Source organism: Bacteroides cellulosilyticus, from assembly GCF_020091405.1.
Lineage (GTDB): Bacteria > Bacteroidota > Bacteroidia > Bacteroidales > Bacteroidaceae > Bacteroides.
In genome coordinates this window covers 873,501-891,559 of record NZ_CP081903.1, presented here as the reverse complement: position 1 = coordinate 891,559, position 18,059 = coordinate 873,501, and the positions used below count along the sequence as shown (strand labels likewise).

The 18,059-nt window shown below is 48.9% G+C and carries 9 protein-coding genes and 1 pseudogene; all 10 read right to left on the bottom strand.

Annotated elements, in window-relative coordinates:
• Positions 1–37 precede the first annotated feature (37 nt).
• The 10 genes and pseudogenes from K6V21_RS03145 to K6V21_RS03100 all read right to left on the bottom strand — a co-directional run bounded on the left by K6V21_RS03145 (position 38) and on the right by K6V21_RS03100 (position 18,025).
• Positions 38–1,225, bottom strand: coding sequence for an acyltransferase family protein (locus K6V21_RS03145; RefSeq protein WP_224320829.1), 1,188 nt, complete (start codon positions 1,223–1,225; stop codon positions 38–40).
• Positions 1,226–1,250: 25 nt separating this feature from the next.
• Positions 1,251–4,280: an FAD-binding and (Fe-S)-binding domain-containing protein gene (locus tag K6V21_RS03140; RefSeq protein WP_224320828.1), complete on the bottom strand. Its 3,030-nt coding sequence runs from the start codon at positions 4,278–4,280 to the stop codon at positions 1,251–1,253.
• 253 nt (positions 4,281–4,533) lie between these two features.
• Positions 4,534–5,766 carry an exo-beta-N-acetylmuramidase NamZ domain-containing protein gene (locus K6V21_RS03135; protein ID WP_224320827.1) on the bottom strand — a complete coding sequence of 411 codons (1,233 nt, stop codon included), beginning with the start codon at positions 5,764–5,766 and terminating at the stop codon, positions 4,534–4,536.
• A gap of 1,412 nt (positions 5,767–7,178) precedes the next feature.
• Positions 7,179–7,685, bottom strand: a pseudogene (locus K6V21_RS26710) (MFS transporter); the annotation flags it as partial.
• Between the two features lie 19 nt (positions 7,686–7,704).
• Positions 7,705–9,069, bottom strand: coding sequence for a SpoIID/LytB domain-containing protein (locus K6V21_RS03125; protein WP_224320826.1), 1,365 nt, complete (start codon positions 9,067–9,069; stop codon positions 7,705–7,707).
• A 72-nt stretch (positions 9,070–9,141) separates the two neighbouring features.
• On the bottom strand, positions 9,142–10,074 hold the full coding sequence (locus K6V21_RS03120; protein ID WP_224320825.1) for a DUF4922 domain-containing protein: 933 nt from the start codon (positions 10,072–10,074) through the stop codon (positions 9,142–9,144).
• Positions 10,075–10,076: 2 nt separating this feature from the next.
• On the bottom strand, positions 10,077–11,540 hold the full coding sequence (locus K6V21_RS03115) for a glycosyltransferase family 2 protein (protein WP_224320824.1): 1,464 nt from the start codon (positions 11,538–11,540) through the stop codon (positions 10,077–10,079).
• A gap of 32 nt (positions 11,541–11,572) precedes the next feature.
• On the bottom strand, positions 11,573–13,432 hold the full coding sequence (locus K6V21_RS03110) for a PQQ-binding-like beta-propeller repeat protein (RefSeq protein ID WP_224320823.1): 1,860 nt from the start codon (positions 13,430–13,432) through the stop codon (positions 11,573–11,575).
• A 14-nt stretch (positions 13,433–13,446) separates the two neighbouring features.
• Positions 13,447–16,554: a xanthan lyase gene (locus K6V21_RS03105; protein WP_224320822.1), complete on the bottom strand. Its 3,108-nt coding sequence runs from the start codon at positions 16,552–16,554 to the stop codon at positions 13,447–13,449.
• A gap of 22 nt (positions 16,555–16,576) precedes the next feature.
• Positions 16,577–18,025 carry a sodium:solute symporter gene (locus K6V21_RS03100; protein ID WP_007216996.1) on the bottom strand — a complete coding sequence of 483 codons (1,449 nt, stop codon included), beginning with the start codon at positions 18,023–18,025 and terminating at the stop codon, positions 16,577–16,579.
• Between the last annotated feature and the right edge of the window lie 34 nt (positions 18,026–18,059).

Sequence of the window (18,059 nt, the reverse complement as noted above, 5' to 3'; positions counted from 1 at the left end):
GAGTTATAGGAGTTATCTCCTATATCTCCTTTACCTCCTATATCTTGATATATATCTTCCGTTTATACAATTGATAGCCGATGCACCAGTTGATGGCTACAAAGAGCAGTGCGTAGGCCAGTGAACCGCCTGTCTCACCGAATATCGGCATAAGAACGATCTTATATAAGAATCCGTGTATGCTGACGCTGCCATCACCCCAAGGGAAGCTGATGCTGCCGAACAGGATACTTAGTACTCCACCCAGAACGTACATGAACAGGGGGTTGACACCGAAAGCCTCGAAGAAAGTACACCATTTCTTGTATCCTTTTACGTCGATGATCCAGATGAGCAGTGCCAGGAAACTGGAGGCCAGTCCGCAAGTGGTGAGAACGAAGGTGGGAGACCAGATTTTCTTGTTGATAGGACAACCGTAGCTCAGCAGGAAGCCTGCAAAAGTAAGAATGGCACCAACCAGGAATAATTTGATCAGGTGAGAGTTTAGTAACGCTTCGCGGCTCTCGGCTTTATTGCTGTCCAGCATCATGCGACCCACGCAGAAGCCCAGCAATACGTGGGCAATGGAGGGGATGGTGCTTAAAAGACCTTCGGGATCAATGCCGTTGTCCTTGTACATGTGTGCGGGGGTGAGGATGGCACGGTCCACTATGGAGAGGATATTGGTTTCGTTGTAAGCAAATCCGTTGCCACACATCAGCAGGATGAAGTAGCCTACCAGCAATGTGGCAATGAGATAAGGGATATGACGGTGTTTCATGGTCAGCGCAATGATAGCGGTAGCACCGTAGCAAAGGGCCAGACGCTGCATGACACCCAGGATACGGATGCGGTCGAAAGTCCAGACGGATGCCCAGAGTTGTTCGCCGAAGCTGAGACCTTCATGGGAGCCTGCCCAGTAGTAACAGAATCTGGAGAACCAGCCGATGGCAAGTCCGATCAGGAAGATGATAATAGTACGCTTCAATATCTTCAGGGCGGCTGCATGACTGAACTCGAAGTTGTACTTCTTCAGGGAGATATAGGTAGAGATACCCATGATGAACATGAAGAAGGGGAAGACGAGGTCGGTGGGGGTGAGGCCATTCCACTCAGCGTGGCGCAGGGGGGCATATATATGTCCCCAAGTGCCGGGGTTGTTCACCATAATCATGCCCGCAATGGTGACACCGCGAAGGATGTCGAGGGCAAGAATGCGCTTGTTTGTCTTAGTCTGACTGTTCATTGTAATAAGTGTGTTAAGTTATTAGTTATAAGTTATCAGTTGCTTCAGCTTTCACGCTCTTCGTGCATTGGTCTACGAGATAGGCGATAGAGACATAGGGGATACCAGAGTTGGTAGTCAGTCCTATTTCGCAGGTACGACTGTTGGAGTAGCCGATGGTGATGCCGGATGCTTCTATCTGCGGACGGAGTTTGCGCAAGGCATAGGAATTCAGTTCGGGATAGGTGAATCCGCGGTCGCCGGCAAAACCACAGCAGCCTACTTCTTCGGGTACGAAGACATGCGTGGAACAAAGTTTTGCCAGGGAGACAATCGTATCTGCCAGCCCCATTTTGCGCATGGAGCAGGTGATGTGTACTGCTACGGGGCGGTCGGTCTGCGTGAAGACCAGTTTGTCCCGCAGGAAGGTGTAGATGAATTCTGCAGGTTCGTAGAGCTTCATCTTTTGAATGGTTTCGCGCATGCGGTGCAGGCAGGGGCTCTGATCGCAGAGGATAGGATATTTGCCTTGCTCGCTGGCTTCCCAAAGGGCGGCTTCGAGTTCTGCGGCTTTGCGATCGGCAATGTCGAGCATACCTTTACTTTCCCAGATGGTGCCGCAGCAGAGCTTATCCATCTCCTTTGGGAAGATGACTTCGTAACCGCCTTTTTGCAAGAGGGAGATCATCTTGTTTACCAAAGGTTGTTCCACGGGGGAGTGCTTCGGGAGGCCCATGGTTTGGTTGATGCAGCTGGGGAAATAAACGACTTTGTCGGCTACGAGTGACGAGCTACCAGCTACAAGTGCTGCGCTGTCATTCTGCATAGTACTTGTAGCTGGTAGCTTGTCACTGGTAGCTGTTTCAACTTTATAGCTCTTTGGCATGGCAGGCGTCCACAAAGGCACGCCCAATACATTGTGCATTCCTTTCGTAATGCTGCTCATGGCTTTGGTTCCCAATACGGAGTGTCCGAAATTGGCTAATGACAAAACGGGGCGCAGACTACTCTTAACACCAGCGAAGTGATTGGCTACGAAATCTCCTGCTTTATATCCGAGGCTACCTTTCGGCAGTGCTTCCTGGCGGATGATATGGGTCAGGTCGCCTGTATTGATATTCATCGGGCAGGACATGGAGCATAGTCCGTCTCCTGCGCAAGTTTGATTGCCCGGGTAGCGGTATTGTTTTTCGAGTAGAGACAGACGTTCCTGGTCTGTACCGCTTTGTTTCAGACGTGATATTTCCCGTTGCAATACAATGCGCTGGCGCGAAGAAAGGGTAAAGCCGCACGACAGGCAGTTCACTTCGCAGAAGCCACACTCGATGCACTTGTCAGTTGAAAGAGCTACGAGCGACGAGCGACGAGCTACCAGTGCTGCGCTATCATTCTGCATGGTACTCGTAGCTTGTAGCTCGTAGCTTGTAGCTCGTAACAACGGCAACGGTTTGAAGTTTTTGATGTGGCATTGCGGGTCATCATTGAAGATAACTCCCGGATTGAGCAGCCCTTTCGGGTCGAACAACTGCTTGACTGCCTTCATGGCTTCAAAAGCTGCCTCTCCCCATTCATATTTCACGAAGGGGGCCATGTTGCGTCCGGTGCCATGTTCTGCTTTCAGCGAGCCGTCGTATTTATCGACTACCAAGGTCTTTACGTCATTCATCAGGTCCTCGTAGCGCTTTACTTCGGTGTCGGTACTGAAAGATTGGTTCAGGATAAAGTGGTAGTTGCCTTCCAGAGCATGACCGTAGATGCAGGCATCATCGTAGCCGTGGCGGGCGATGAGCTGTTGCAGGGCGGCAGTGGCTTCGGGCAGGTCTTCGATGTGGAAGGCTACGTCCTCAATGAGGCAGGTAGTGCCGGGCTGGCGTGTACCGCCTACGGATGGGAATATGCCTGAGCGGATAGCCCAATACTTGGAATATTCTTCCGGTCGGTCGGTGAAGTGCACGGGGATGTAGGTGCTGAAAGGTTTCAGACACTCTTCGATCGCTGAGATATTCTGTTCCAGTTCCTCGCGGGTGCGGGCTTTGGTCTCGGTCAGCACGGCGGTGAGGCCGGAGGGATCGGAGACTTCTTGCTTATACCTTATATATATGGGGTCGTCTACGGAAGAAAGACTCTTGTAGTCCAGCAACTCGGCACCCTTCACAATGAATGAAGAATGAGGAATGAAGAATTCTTCATTTTTAAGCTCCTTCATCGCCACCACCGCCCGGCAAGCATCCTTGATACTGGTAAAGTAGAGCATGGCGCTTGCCTTGTGCGGATAGTCGTACTCGGTGCGCATGGTAATCTGGGAAAGGAACGCAAGCGTGCCTTCCGAGCCTACCATCAGGTGGGCAATAATATCGAACGGGTCGTCGAAGCGGACGAATGGCAGGAGATTCAGTCCGGTTACGTTCTTGATGGAATATTTGTAGCGGATGCGTGTGGCGAGTTCTTCGTTGGCACGTATCCGGTCGCGCAGTTCGCAGATGCGGTTAAGGAAATCGGGGTGGGTGGCTTCGAAGGAAGCACGCGAAATGTCGTCCCCTGTATCCAGCACGGTGCCGTCCGCCAATACGATGCGGGCGGAGAGAAGTACCTTGTCACTATTGGCATGTGTGCCGCAATTCATGCCCGAGGCGTTGTTCATGACGATGCCGCCTACCATGGCCGATTTCACGCTTGCCGGGTCCGGAGCAAACTTACGTCCGTAGGGCGCGAGAATCTCGTTGACCCGCTGGCCGATGATGCCCGGTTGCAGGGTGATCTGTTCATGATCGGGAGAAATGCTGTACTTCTCCCAGTGCTTTCCGGCTACGATCAGGATAGAGTCACTAATGGCTTGTCCCGACAAACTGGTTCCTGCGGCACGAAACGTTACTGGCAGACTGTAACGGTCGGCAAGTCTCAACAGGTCGGAGATTTCCTCTTCGCTGTTGGAACGAATCACGATTTGTGGGATCAGACGGTAGAAACCCGCATCTGTTCCCCATGCTAACCGGCGCAGTTCGTCGGTGTATATCCTATCTTGCGGAATAAGTCCCCTTATTTCCCGCAAAAACGAAGTGTAGCTACTTTTTACCATAGTGTTTTCGCCTTTCTTTTCCTTATCATTCTTTTCCTCTTTTGCCTGTACCCCTGTCAGGGTGTGCTGTGGGGCTGCTCTGATGTCGCCCCGATGTCACCTGTGGTGAGATACGTATCTCACCACTCATGACATACGTATCTCATGACCCATGACCTACAGTACCTCATACCTCCTGACATACGTATCTCATGAGGGGTGACATACGTATGTCTTTATGGCCTCTTCGGGTGTAAGAAGCGTTTACTATTCCCTACTTGTACAGGTAGTACTTCTTCGACAACCGGCGGAAGTCGTCAGCATCCTTATACCAATAGTCGCGCACATCTTCCCACCGGTTGCGCTGTGAGAACCGCTTGCGTATCTCTTCCGAGCCGCTTACCATGTCGAACATGCGGAAACGTCCCTTGTCGGCATGCTCAAATACGGCACGGTCGGGATAGAGCGCTGCGATTTCCTGCATCACCAGGAATTGGATGTCGCTCAGCGGGGCTTTCTGCACATCCATGATGTGTACCTGTACGCCTTGCAGCAATTCGCCCTTGCCCACGGAGTAGAAGGGTTTCAGATACATCGGCCTGAACTTAACACCCGGCACGTTCAATGCGTTCAGGCGTTCCGCCAGTTTTTCTGCTTCTACCCACTGCGCGGCAAACATCTGGAACGGTATCGTATAGCCTACTCCGATGGACATGTATCCCAGTTCACCCAGAATGCCGCTTACCGGATAGAACACGGCCGAGTGCGGATGAGGGATATGCGGAGAAGAGGGTACCCATTGTAACCCCGTCTGTGCATAGTCCATCTTGCGTTTCCAGCCTTTCATCTTCACAACGTGCAGGTTGCACGGTGCCGCCATCATCCGTTCTCCGTTCAGCATCAATGCCAGCTCGCCGCAAGTCAGCCCGTAAAGGTACGGAATCTTGAACTGACTGACAAAGGAAATGCAATCATCTTCTACCAGGTTGCCTTCTATCTTGAGTCCGCCTACCGGGTTGGGGCGGTCCAATACGATAAATTCTTTACCGTTTTCGGCCGTTGCTTCCATAGCCAGCCCCATTGTACTGATATAGGTGAATGAGCGGCAACCGATGTCCTGGATATCGTAGACCAATACGTCAATGTCTTTCAGCATCTCCGGCGTAGCCTTGCGGGTTTTGCCGTAAAGGGAATATACGGGCAGTCCGGTGGTGGCGTCTTTGATGTCCGTCACGTGGTCGCCGGCATGTACGTCACCACGAACCCCGTGCTCCGGGCCGAAGAGGGCGACCAGATTCACGTTCGGTGCTTCGTGCAGAATGTCGATGGTGGATTTCATCTGATTGTCCACTCCGGTGGGGTTGGTAATCAGACCTACGCGTTTGCCTTCCAGACACTTGAAGTTCTGGTCTTTCAGGACTTCGATGCCTGTCTTTATCCGAATCTTTTGTGCCTGCGATGCACCACAGAGGACGCAGAGGACACAGAGGAGAATGTATTTCTTCATGATTTATAATTTATGATTTCTTGCTTACCACTTATCACTTGTTATCACTCTTCTTTTTTCCTTCCGAAGCTCGGATCTATCTTGATGAATGCACATACTCCGATGGTAGCGGCGCAACAGATAATGGTCCATACGAAGAAGTGGCGGTAACCGATGGTTTCCTGTAACCATCCGGCAGCCATTCCGGGCAACATCATTCCCAGTGCCATGAATCCTGTGCAGATGGCGTAATGGGCAGTTTTGTGCTCGCCTTCCGAGAAATAAATCAGATACAGCATATAAGCTGTGAAGCCGAAACCATAGCCGAACTGTTCGATGAAGATACAGATGTTGACTGTCAGCAACGAGTGATCCTGTGCATAACTCAGATAGATGAATGTCAGACAGGTGAGGGACATGCTCCATGCCATTGGCCATAACCATTTCTTCAATCCGCCCCGTGCAGCAACAAGACCGCCAATGATACCGCCAATTGTCAGTCCGATGATACCGATAGTACCATAGACGAAACCAACTTGTCCGGTAGTCAGTCCCAGTCCGCCTTTGTCTATTGGGTCCAGAAGGAAAGGATTGATCAGCTTCACGAGCTGTGCTTCCGGTAGACGGTAGAGCAACATAAAGAGGATAGCGACTCCTGCCTGCGGTTTGGTGAAGAAGCTCTTGAAAGTATCGAAGAATTCCTTCATCAGATTCTGGGCGGTAACGTCTTTCGACGGACGGTCGGATGCGGGTTTCGGCAATATCCAGTTGTGGTAAATACTCACCGCGAAGAAGAATCCGGACAGTACGATGAATACTATCAACCAGGCAAACGGAATGTTACCGGATGCACCTTCGAAGGTAGCGGAAGTCTCGTTCTTAATCTTATGATCTATTCTGAACAGTAGGTAGGCGGGCTTGTCCCAATTCTCGGCAGTGAACTCGAACCGGGTGGAAAGGCTGTTCTGTTCCAGTTTGATACTTTGGTCACCGTCTTTGAAGGTGACATTCAGTATCTTGGTTTCATCGGCAGATGGCTGTTTGGACAGGCGTACGCCTACTATGGCAACGTTATCAACAGCACCTTCGGCTACTTCGCGCTTCTCGCCGAAAGTTTCACGTACCCATGCGGTGAAAGTGCTCTCCTTTTTCTCTGCTTTTACGGTGGCATCGCCTTCTTTGGCTTCCTCGGCCGGAACGAAGTGATTGGCTATGTTGGATGCTTTGACAGCCTTTTCCAATTCGGCAATCTGTGTCTTTATATCTACCGAATCATTATCGGCGGCAGCGGTGACACCCGCTTGTACTATCGGAGAGGTATATACGAAATAGGCTTCTTTTTGTGTGTCGATATTCGTATCCTCAAAGTCGGGCAAGGTCAGGGTGTTAGTGTAAGCGGGTGAGACTTGAACTTGCAACATGGCGGGTTCGAGACCGGTTCCGGTTTCAATCAATCCCGCAATGATGACCAGCAAGCCTTGTCCGGCTACCGTGGCAATACGGTAAAATGTGCTTCGGATGCCCACATAGAGCGATTGTTCATGTTCCGTCAGGGCGTGCATATAGAATCCATCCGCGGCAATGTCATGAGTTGCGGAGGTGAAGCCCACTATCCAGAATACTGCCAGTGTCAACTGGAAAAAGAAGGGAGTGGGGATGGAAAATGCAATGCCTGCCAATGCAAAGGCAAGGATGTATTGCATGACGACGGTCCACCACCGTTTAGTCTTGATCAAGTCGACAAATGGACTCCAGAAAGGCTTAATTACCCATGGCAGGTAGAGCCAACCGGTGTAGAGAGCGATATCCGTGTTGGATATTCCCAAACGCTTGTACATGATGACGGAAATGGTCATCACGGCTACGTAGGGCAAACCTTGTGCAAAGTACAGGGTAGGTATCCATGCCCACGGACTGGTTTTCTTGGTAGATTGTTTCATGGTATTTTCTTATTTCTGTTTATTCATATAGCTTCTCGATACTTGCGCCTATGTAATAGTGTAGCAGTATCGCGTCATACTTATAGCCTTGTTCGCCCATAACGGCAGCACCGATCTGGCATAGCCCTACACCGTGCCCCCAGCCTGCTCCGGTAAGGATGAAACGGGCGGGGATGCCTTCGGGAGAGACGTCTTCCTTATCTACTACGAATGCGGAGCTGTACAGATGGGAGGTGGACAGCGTGCGGCGTATTTCCAGCTCTTTACCGATGGTGAGCGTCTTCTTGGTTCCTACGATTTTCAGTTTCCAGAGCCGACCTGAAGTTCCACGGGCGATAGGAACAAGATCAATGATTTGCCCGTAATCGATGCCGGAACGTTTCAGGATCAGTGCGGAAAGCTCTTCCTGGGTGTAAACTACTTTCCAGCGATAGAAGTCGGTGGTTTCCTGGTCGTAGTTATTCAATACCTGTGAGAGGACTTTCTTGTCTGTGGTGTTGCAGAAGGCCGGTGGAGAGGTACGAATCCATGTTTCCGCTTTCTGTTCATCCGTCAGGTCGGGTAATCCTCCAACAGGTCGGGTAGCTTCAAAGCTGAGGTCGCAGGTTTTGGGATTGAAGATGCGGAAGTCGCGTTGTTTCCGGAGATACGGATGGGGCGTATCTTCCCAGCAATACTGGAATTCTTCGAATGCACCGCCGCAGCATTTGGAGAAGCGGGCATCGCATATCTTACCGTCAGATGTCAATACTTGTCCGCGGGTGGCAGCGATGGCTTGCTTTACGATTTCAGTGGAGGCGCGGGTAATGCCTTGGTAACGCTGGCAATGATCGTCTGCACAGACATCGAAACGGGTGTGGTCTTCACGGTCGTACCAACGGATTAACTCTTCATCTGTCTGGGTGAAAGCGGAATACTCTGCCTGGCTTTCCGTAATCTCCTTGTTTTTATGAATCTGAGCCAAAAGCCAGCTTCGTGAAATCACGGCATGTGCCTCCAACAGCTCTAATGAAGCCGTTGCGCTCATCTCACTGGAGATTACGCTGGTCAGGTAATCTTCTACGTGAATAACATTGATACCTGTCAGCTTCTTGTTCTCCACAATAATCTTTAGGGAACCCAGGAAGCGTTGGTCTTCTTTACGCTCCCAGTGGAAGTTGATGCCGATGGTGACATCGAGCAGTTCGAAAGCGTCGGTGGCTTCGTTTACAGGTTCAAATAGAAGCTCGTCATAAAGGCGTCCGTTCCACAGTATCCTGCCTTCGTTGTAGGTCACAACCTGCTTACCACTGATTTCCATACCGTTGATGTGGTACGGATTCAGTAGGATAAACTCTATTTGCGGCTCGAACAATATGCCTACGTGTACTTTGGGCTCTTTCATACTTATTTAAGTGTTATATTGCATTACTATCTCAGATTCCCAAGAGGAGGAGAGTTCAAATAGTATCATTAACTATATCTTCTCTTTAATACGCTGACGCACCCGATGGAAGTCTTCGGCAGAAAGCGATACCTCACTCAGGATCTGGGCTATATCTTCGGCTGTGATCTTGAGAAAGTCTTTTTCGACCGGTGTGATAAACGCTCCGCCGAGGTCTACGGATGCAGGACTACTCAATAAATTGGCATCTCCTTCGGCTGTATAGCAAGCCGGACGGTGCTTCTCACGTGGAAATACGCATACGATCCATTTCTCATCTTCATACCATGCCAATACATTCATCATCGGTTCGTCATCTCCCGGTTTGATATCCAGTGAGTGGTAAATGATATCGAACAGGGCGGCAGCATGTTTCTTATTGGCTGCTTCGATGACCAATGTTGCACGGGGAGCGTCATTCAAGTACCAGAGGGTAGCTTCACCGTAATCTGCCACTTTGCCGGCTACCTGTCCGTGCCAGTCCTTTTCAATAGGCATGAAACCTTTGTTGCCTGCCTGGAAGTGAGCATGGTCGGGGGCGGAGGCACCGCACTTGGGACCATTATAGAATATCGTGTAATCCGTTAACGTCTGTGCCAATGCCAGCATATCCTTGAAACGGACAGCTATGCGCTGGTTCACGTGTGCCACTTCCGGTATCGTCAGGTGGCGGGGAAAGATGGGGAACGGATTGACCAGGATATTATAATGTCCTTCGAACGGAATCCCTTTCTGCACCGGCGGTAAATTGGCCGGGCAGAGGAAGCATTTGCGTTCCTTGATGGACTGGGCATCTACTTTAGCTCCCGAAGAAACGATACGTGCAGGATTGAACTGTACCTTATAAGGAATGCCGTTTACATCCAGTTCCTTCACCTGCACACCGCTGAGGGCGGCATAATTATTACGTGCCGTTTCCCAGGAGGCAAGTTGCTCGATGAGTAGATTGTTTATGGTTTGGTTCATAGTTATCCTTTTTTATTCATTGCCACACGTGCCTGGAGCTCCCAGGTACGGATGCGGTCTTTATACAGATTATGACCATTCATTTTCACGATATCCAGTGAAGCATCCGAGTTGTCGTCCCAGCGGCGGCACAAGTAAACTACGTCATACACACGGCCGATTTGGTATTGGCGGGAGAAGTTCAATCCCAGTGCATAGTCTTCACCATAGCTGGTGTTCGGAACTTTCACTTCACGCAGTACCGGAGTATAGAAAGCACGCGGAGCGCCCAGACCGTTGATGCGGAGTGCGTTGTTGCGTCCGTTCTCGGGTGTCCATTCTTTGTGGTCGATAATACCCGGAGCAATCATGTTCATATTGAAGTCCGTCATCATATAAGTACCTACCACCATGGCGCAATTCTGTTCATAGAAAGCGCGAACCATAGTGGTCAATGTATTTTCATCGCTGTACACGTCGTCACTGTCTAATTGTACGGCGAACTTACCGCACTTGGGATGATGCACTCCCATATTCCAGCAACCGCCAATGCCCAGGTCATTGCGTTCGGGGATGATGTGGATGAGGCGTTCGTCGTTCTTGAATTCGTCAATAGCTTCTGTGGTCCCGTCCGTAGAGTGGTTGTCGATGATAATCAGGTTGAACTTAAAGTCGGTCTTCTGCTTCAATACCGAATGGATGGCATCGCGGATGGTACGGATACGATTGCGTACGGGGATGATAACCGAAGCTTCGTACTCGAAGTTGCCTGCTGAGAATTCTATTTGTTTGAATTCGGGTACCAGATAGCCGCCGATTTCTTTCAGATGCTCGGTACAAGCCTGTTCCATTTCAATCTGGCGGTCACGGTTTTTGGGATCCACGTAATCGAATATCTTCTCACCGCTCTTGCGGGTATCGTCTTCGATTTCGCTGTACAGATACTCATTGATGTGTACCAGACTTTCGTTCTGGCTTACTTTCAGGCGAAGGTCATAAAGCCCGGCAAATTTATATTCGTCTTCATTCATGCGGGCAGCGGCCTCCTTGAATGCATCCGTACGGAATAACAGTACGGAACCGAAGTCGAAATCATCGCGCAATGAGCCGAATTGATAATCGATCACCGGGGCATTGGTTTGCTTGCCTTCCTTTACCTGGTAGCGGTCAGCATATACCATGCCTGCGCCGCTGTCTTCAGCAATGTGTATCATACGCTCCAGGGCGAATAAACCCAGTTCGAGTGTCGTATATTTTGTATAGATCAGCGTATATTCTGCATCGCTATGTCCGGCTATGTCTCTTATGGCCGCACTGGACTGGATGGATTGCATGTGCAGGGTACTGCATCCGGGCAGGTTTTCTGTAACGTCCGGTAGGGCGAGCAGATAAATGTTATTCACTAAGCCGGTTTCTTGCAGGCCTTTTACTGTCTTTTCCGCTTGTGCAGCTCCTGAAAAAGGAACGAAACAATTGATTTTATTCATAATGTCCTATATTGCTTTTAATTATTAATTCTTTAATTCTTAACTCGTAGCAGTCCCACTTCGCCACTGGTAGCTGTGAACAATACCTGTCGCCCGTTCAGCGGCACTACGGTACTGATCAGTGAGTTACCTATCTTATGTTTCCACAAGACTTTACCGGTTTGGGCTTCCAAAGCAAAGATCAGTCCTTCCTTGGTACTGCCGAACATTACGCCTCCCTTTTCCACTTGCATGGAGGGTGCATGTTCGTATCCGAAGCCGACGTTGCTTGCCCATAATTCGCGGGGTTGATCTCCCTGTGTGGCATAGCAGACAATACTGTCGTTCATGGTCTTGCTGAATACACGCGTTCCATCTTCCGATAGGCCAATCGTTTCACGTACCATAGACTGGAAAGTGCGCCACACAGTTTCTCCGTTTTCTATATTGATAGCCGTTATGGCACGTTGCGGGTCAGTGATAAATACTTTGCCTTCTGCGGCTACCGGCCATACGGCGGCGGGTGAGAAGTGCATGCGCGTTAAACCGCCTGTCCACTTCCATAATTCCTTGCCGTCTGCCTTATTCAATGCATAGAGGGTATTGTCCCAGGCACCGAAGATCACTTTGTCGGCTGTTACCAGTGGTTTGGTTTCAATGTATCCTTTCACACCGGTATATGCCCAGATCACTTTACCTGTATGGATATCAATAGCACGGAAAGTAGAATCGCTGGCACCAATGTAGGCAATTCCATTTTCAACGGTTACCGCACCCAGTACCGGGTCTTTTGCTTTTACAGTCCATAGCAGTTTTCCGTCTTTACTGTTCAGACCGTAGATGTTACGGTCGGCAGAACCGAATACGACTATACCATCTGCCGCAGCCGGAGTGCCTACAATGCGCTTACCGGACTGGAAATTCCACAGTTTCTTTCCATTCTTCAAGGCATAGCAAGTCAGGTACCCCATATCGTCTCCGACGAACACTTTGTCTTTTTCTATTGCAGGCGAACAATAGATACCTGCACCGGTTTGCACTATCCACTGTTCTTTCACATTCGGGTATTCTGTGTTGACTGAAAAGTCGGGGTATTTCTCTGCTTTTCCATTACGATCATAATAGGGCTGAGCCAGCGAGAAAGCAGCCCATTGCTTTTTCGGTTCGCCGATGCGTTGAGTGTAGACGAGGATCGAATCTTTCGTTATATCATAGATGCCATATCCCGGTTTTCCATCTTTATCACGCAGGTTGCTGCGCATCAAAATACCCGGAATGCCATCATAACGCAAATCCCGGTTACGGTGATAGTGCCCGCCGATGAACAAACGAATGTTATAGGGGCGCACTGCATCTGTTACTTCATACCAGTTATCAACATCTCCGTCCAGTAACGGATAGTGTGTGACGAGTATAACCGGTTTGTCTTTTCCAAACTTATCCATTTCTTCCGTCATCCAACGGATGTCCTGCGGAACGACATGTCCGTAAGCCATACGCATCAACGGGCCGGAGTTGAAACCCAGAAACAGGATGCCTTTATGCTCGAATTCAAAGCGTTCGCCGCCGAAAATCTCACCGAAGGCAGTACAACCGGAGTCGCTCCATTTGGTTTCATGGTTACCGAGGATCACGTAATACTTCGCTTTCAGTAAATCCAATGTCTCTTTAACTTTCAGCATAGTGGCACGGTCGCCCTCTTCGGTGATGTCGCCCGTAACCAAAACAAAGTCGATACTGTCTGTCGCATTTATTTGCGCGACGGAACGTAGTAAGTCTTCCGTCGGGTTAGGGTTGTTGGGGCTGAAATGGATGTCCGTTATTTGCGCAAAACGGAATGTGTCATGTTGTGCCTGTACCGCGAACGGTAGCAGACACCCCAACAGGAACATTATTAAAAGTCTTCGCTTCATAGATGATGATTGGTTTAATTAAAAAATGTCAGGATGGCGCGCATTAACGCTTCTCTTTCAGAGGCGGTGCGCAATGCTTCGAACGGAAAGCCCAGTATGCAAGTCTTGTAGTCGCCTTTGTAAGCTACTCCGGCGCTCAGGTTGTTTTCCGAATAGCGCATTATGGTGTATGCATCTTTCGTTGCAGGTTCGATGGCATCCGGTGATTCTACGACATAGCTGTCTGCATTCAGTTCATTATGGTATGTATAGTTGCCTGAAAGGGCGGGGAACGGTGAAGCTACACATTTCACCTTACCCTCTGTAGCTGCCTGCCCCACGCGCCACTTATATTTCAGGACTTCTGTTGCAAATTTCTTATCGGACTCCTGAGCCGCGGCAAGACGATTGTCCCAAAGGTCGGTTCCTACATAAGCACCCGAGACGAAGATGTTTCCGCCTTGTCCGCAATATGCGGTGATAGCTTCCTGCATAGGTTGGCTGAATGTTTTGAAATCTAACGGCTTCACACCGCCACGTCCCATTTTGGTCTGACATTCTTTACCTAATATCAGGTCTACATACTTATAGTCGTTCAGGTTCATTGTTCTATTTTCCACACTTTCATCGCTGCAAGATATGAAAGAATATCCGGCTTTCAAAATGGCGGCTCCATGAATAGAGGGATAATCGAATGTGTTTCCGGCGATTACTTTATCTTCGTAATTGCCATAGCTGTCGCCGAAGCCGGAAGCATCGTCGTCCATCCATGGAATGGAACGGCGGTATTCTTTCATCTTACCAATATAGCTGATATCTTTCAGATAAGGTACGCCGTGGTCCAGATCATCTAAGAAACCGGCAAGTAAAGTATCTCCGGGAACAGGTGCGACAAAATCTGCCGGAGCACTGATGCGGTCGAAGCCGTTTACTACGAGTACTGTTCCTTTCTCGTTGAAAGCGCGTCCTGCAGAGAGTATTTCGGACGGGAAACTTTCTCCACCCTTGTTCACGGCGGTTACTTTATAACTGCATACCATGCCGGCAGGGAGGGCAGTGCGATAGGCATTCTTATCTACCAACACGCCATTGTCGAAATCGCCATCTCCGATGCGAGTATAAACAATGTATTTCTCAGCATTTGCCGTTGGTTCCAGTGGGTCGGCTACGGGTTGCCAGGTCAGTTCTATTTCATTCTCGCCTATCATTTTCAATGCCATATTGTCGACAGGCAACGGCTGAACGATATAGTCCATGTGGTATTGCGAGCAAATGAATTGCAGCATACCTTTATAGATTGCACGGCTTACCGTAAAACGGAAGCGTGGATCTAAACCATAACGCATGTCTGCAAAGTTCTGGTGAGAAAGTAACTCCAGCAACATAGTGGGGACACGGGGAACGCGTGCCTCGTAGTAGGATTGGTTCCACATACCGCGGCGTGTCCAATCCGGTTCGTATAGACTGCGGATATCCCGTACGATATTTGACTGAATCAGGTCTGTCATGTCGTGTGCCAGATAGCGGGATGCTCCGTTGGCATATTCTTCATTGTAGACGTTGGTATAGTAGATACCCAGTGTTCCGATGATGGAATCGTTTAGCGTAGTTCCTGCATCTGAATGGAAGGCGAAAGCCATATCTACCGGGATATTCAGTCCTTGTTCTGTCGGGTTAACCGCAGAACCACCGGCAAGGTAATTCACCCAGATACCACGACATTTGTAATCATCCGTATAGTCATTCTTACCCTGGCTGTCGGAATAAACACTGTCCGGAATACCTGCCCATTGAAGCCAGTAGCGTGCTGCCTCGCAGAAACGGGGATAACCACTTATCTCATATAGTGACGAGCTACGAGCTACGAGTGACGAGTTGGCTGCGCCGTCATGCTGCAAAGCACCTGTAGCTTGTAGCTCGTAGCTCGTAGCTCCTGTAGCTTGAGAACTTTTAATATTCTCTGTGGCACCTGCATCAGAGATACGGCGGGCCATATTTCCCATACCACCTCCGATTTTTACGGCATCAGCGGTAACGATACGTCCGGCTTTCTCAGAACGATTGCTTAAAACAACTTTTCCGGCATCGCTTTTTCCGGCATCAAAACCAAATGTACCCAGATAAATCCAGGTGCCGCCACCCATCTGTTGGTTCACTTTGAATTGGGATACCCCTCCTTTGTGATAAACGGTGTAAAGGGCATCATCCGTACTGTTTGGCAATGATTTATAGGATACATAAACGGCGTACTGTCCGGTTGACGGGAGTTCAGGAATCCATTCGGCAGTACTTTCTTTCTCCTTCTTACCTTTCACCGTCTCAACAGTGCGGAAGGTTCCTTCACGGAATGGGTTCTCAAAATTGATATATTGATCGCGCAGATGGGCGAAACCTTCACCGGTACCTTGCATCCAGTTCTTATCGCCTATCTTTTCTGTATAAACGGAACGGGAGTGAAGGCAACCGTCATTGTCTACGACAACTTCTGCTATTTGGCTATCCCGTTCACGGGGCATCAGCACATTAGCTCCTGCATTCTCCAACATGGGAACCAGGAAAGGCAGTACATAACTTTGCGTATATAAATCCTCCACCGTCTGGAAGATGCGGGCGCGTTGCCATTCCCAACGTGTCAGTTTGGGCTCATAATAGAAGCCGTGACTCTGCCACAAGGCAATGTGACGGTTCTTTAGGCCATTTGTAGGGGTATAGGGGGTAGAAAGGGCCGTTACCAAAGGTTTTGTTCCGGCAGGATTGAATGTTTTGGCTTTTTTGTCCTTTTTGCTGCGTAGTGCTTGGGGGATTAATTCTTCAATGCTATGCTTATTTGTGCGGATTTGCAGGTTGTATTTTGAAAACTCTGTCGGAAGCAATGCCTGCACACCTTGATAAATCTCTGTCACATTATCTTCCCGGAAAGGAATATATGCACAGTTCATGTTAGCGAATAATTGCAACGTATTTTCTTCAATGGCGACAGAGTCAATCCGGATGCGCCCTACGGAAACTTCTTTCCGTGCGGTTGCGTCCAGAAACTTACCGATTTCCTGGCGGACATCCGTCGGAAGCTCTTGCGCGCCTCCCGTCTGGGGGATCAGGGAGGCGGTGAGCAAAGTGAACAAAAAATGAAGTCTTACATTCATGGATGATGTATTAAGTTAATTATTAGTTCTTATCTTTTCTGATCAACAGGCAAAGTCCGATAAACGTGAACAGAGCGTTGAATATCAGCAGTTCGTAGCTGAACTGATATCCATTGAACCAGGCTTCCGAATTCTTTTGCAGGATGAAGCAAAGGATAGGGGAGAGGATGGCTACCAATGGGATATATTTGTCGCGAACCTGTTGTTTCATGAATATACCGAATGCGAATAATCCGAGAATGGGGCCGTATGTGTAACTTGCCAGTATATATACGGCATCGATTACACTTGTGTTATTCAATAGGTTGAATACGAATATCGTGATACCCATAATTACAGCCATACCAATATGTACCCGCTTGCGTATCTTTACGATTTCTTCTTCCGTCCTGCCTTTTGTCCCGAGGATATCCACTGTAAAGGAAGTTGTTAAAGCTGTCAGCGCTGAGCCGGCAGCGGAATAAGCCGAAGAAATAAGTCCGATGATAAACAAGATACCTACAATTGCAGGAAAGTAGTTACCGGTGGCTATCAATGGGAAGAGTTCATCGCTCTTTTCTACCTGAATGCCCTGGTTACCAGCGAAGATGTAAAGCAATACTCCCAGCATCAGGAACAACAGAATTACGAAGAACTGTGATATAACACTCGTAATCATATTTTTCTGTGAATCTTTGAAGTTCTTGCAGCTGAGGTTACGTTGCATCATGTCCTGATCCAGTCCTGTCATGGCAATCATAGTGAATGCCCCGGCAAAGAATTGTTTGAAGAAATATTGTTTACTGTTTACATCGTCAAAGAAGAAGATGCGTGACATGTCACTATCGACTATTGTACTGATCATACTGCTCAGCGACAGATTGAGATCGGAAGCAATATAACTGATGCAGAGAACTACGGATACCACCAGGCAGAATGTTTTGAGTGAATCTGTCCAGATTAGAGATTTTACTCCACCCCGGAACGTATAGAGCCATACTAATGCTACGGTAATGGCCACATTCAAAATAAATGGTAATCCAAACGGTTCGAATACCAGCAGTTGAAGTGTCAGACATACGAGGAACAAACGTACCGCGGCTCCCAGCATCTTAGAGATGAAGAAGAACCATGCGCCTGTCCGATAGGAAGACATACCAAAACGATTTTCCAGATATTCATAGATGGATACCAGGTTCATCCGGTAGAACAGTGGCGTCAATACGAATGCTATGATGAACTGTCCCGCAACAAATCCCAATACCATTTGCAGGTAGCCGAAACTACTGGCAGCCACCATACCCGGTACTGATACATACGTCACTCCGGAGATGCTGGACCCAATCATGGCAAATGCCACAACATACCAGGCCGATTTACGGTTACCAACAAAGAAGCCTTCATTGTCGGCTTTTCTGCCGGCTATATAAGATATAGTGAACAAGATCACGAAATAAGCGGCAATAGTAATGATTACAGATATCGGGCTCATAGGGTTGATTTATGATTTGTAATAGTATATGAAT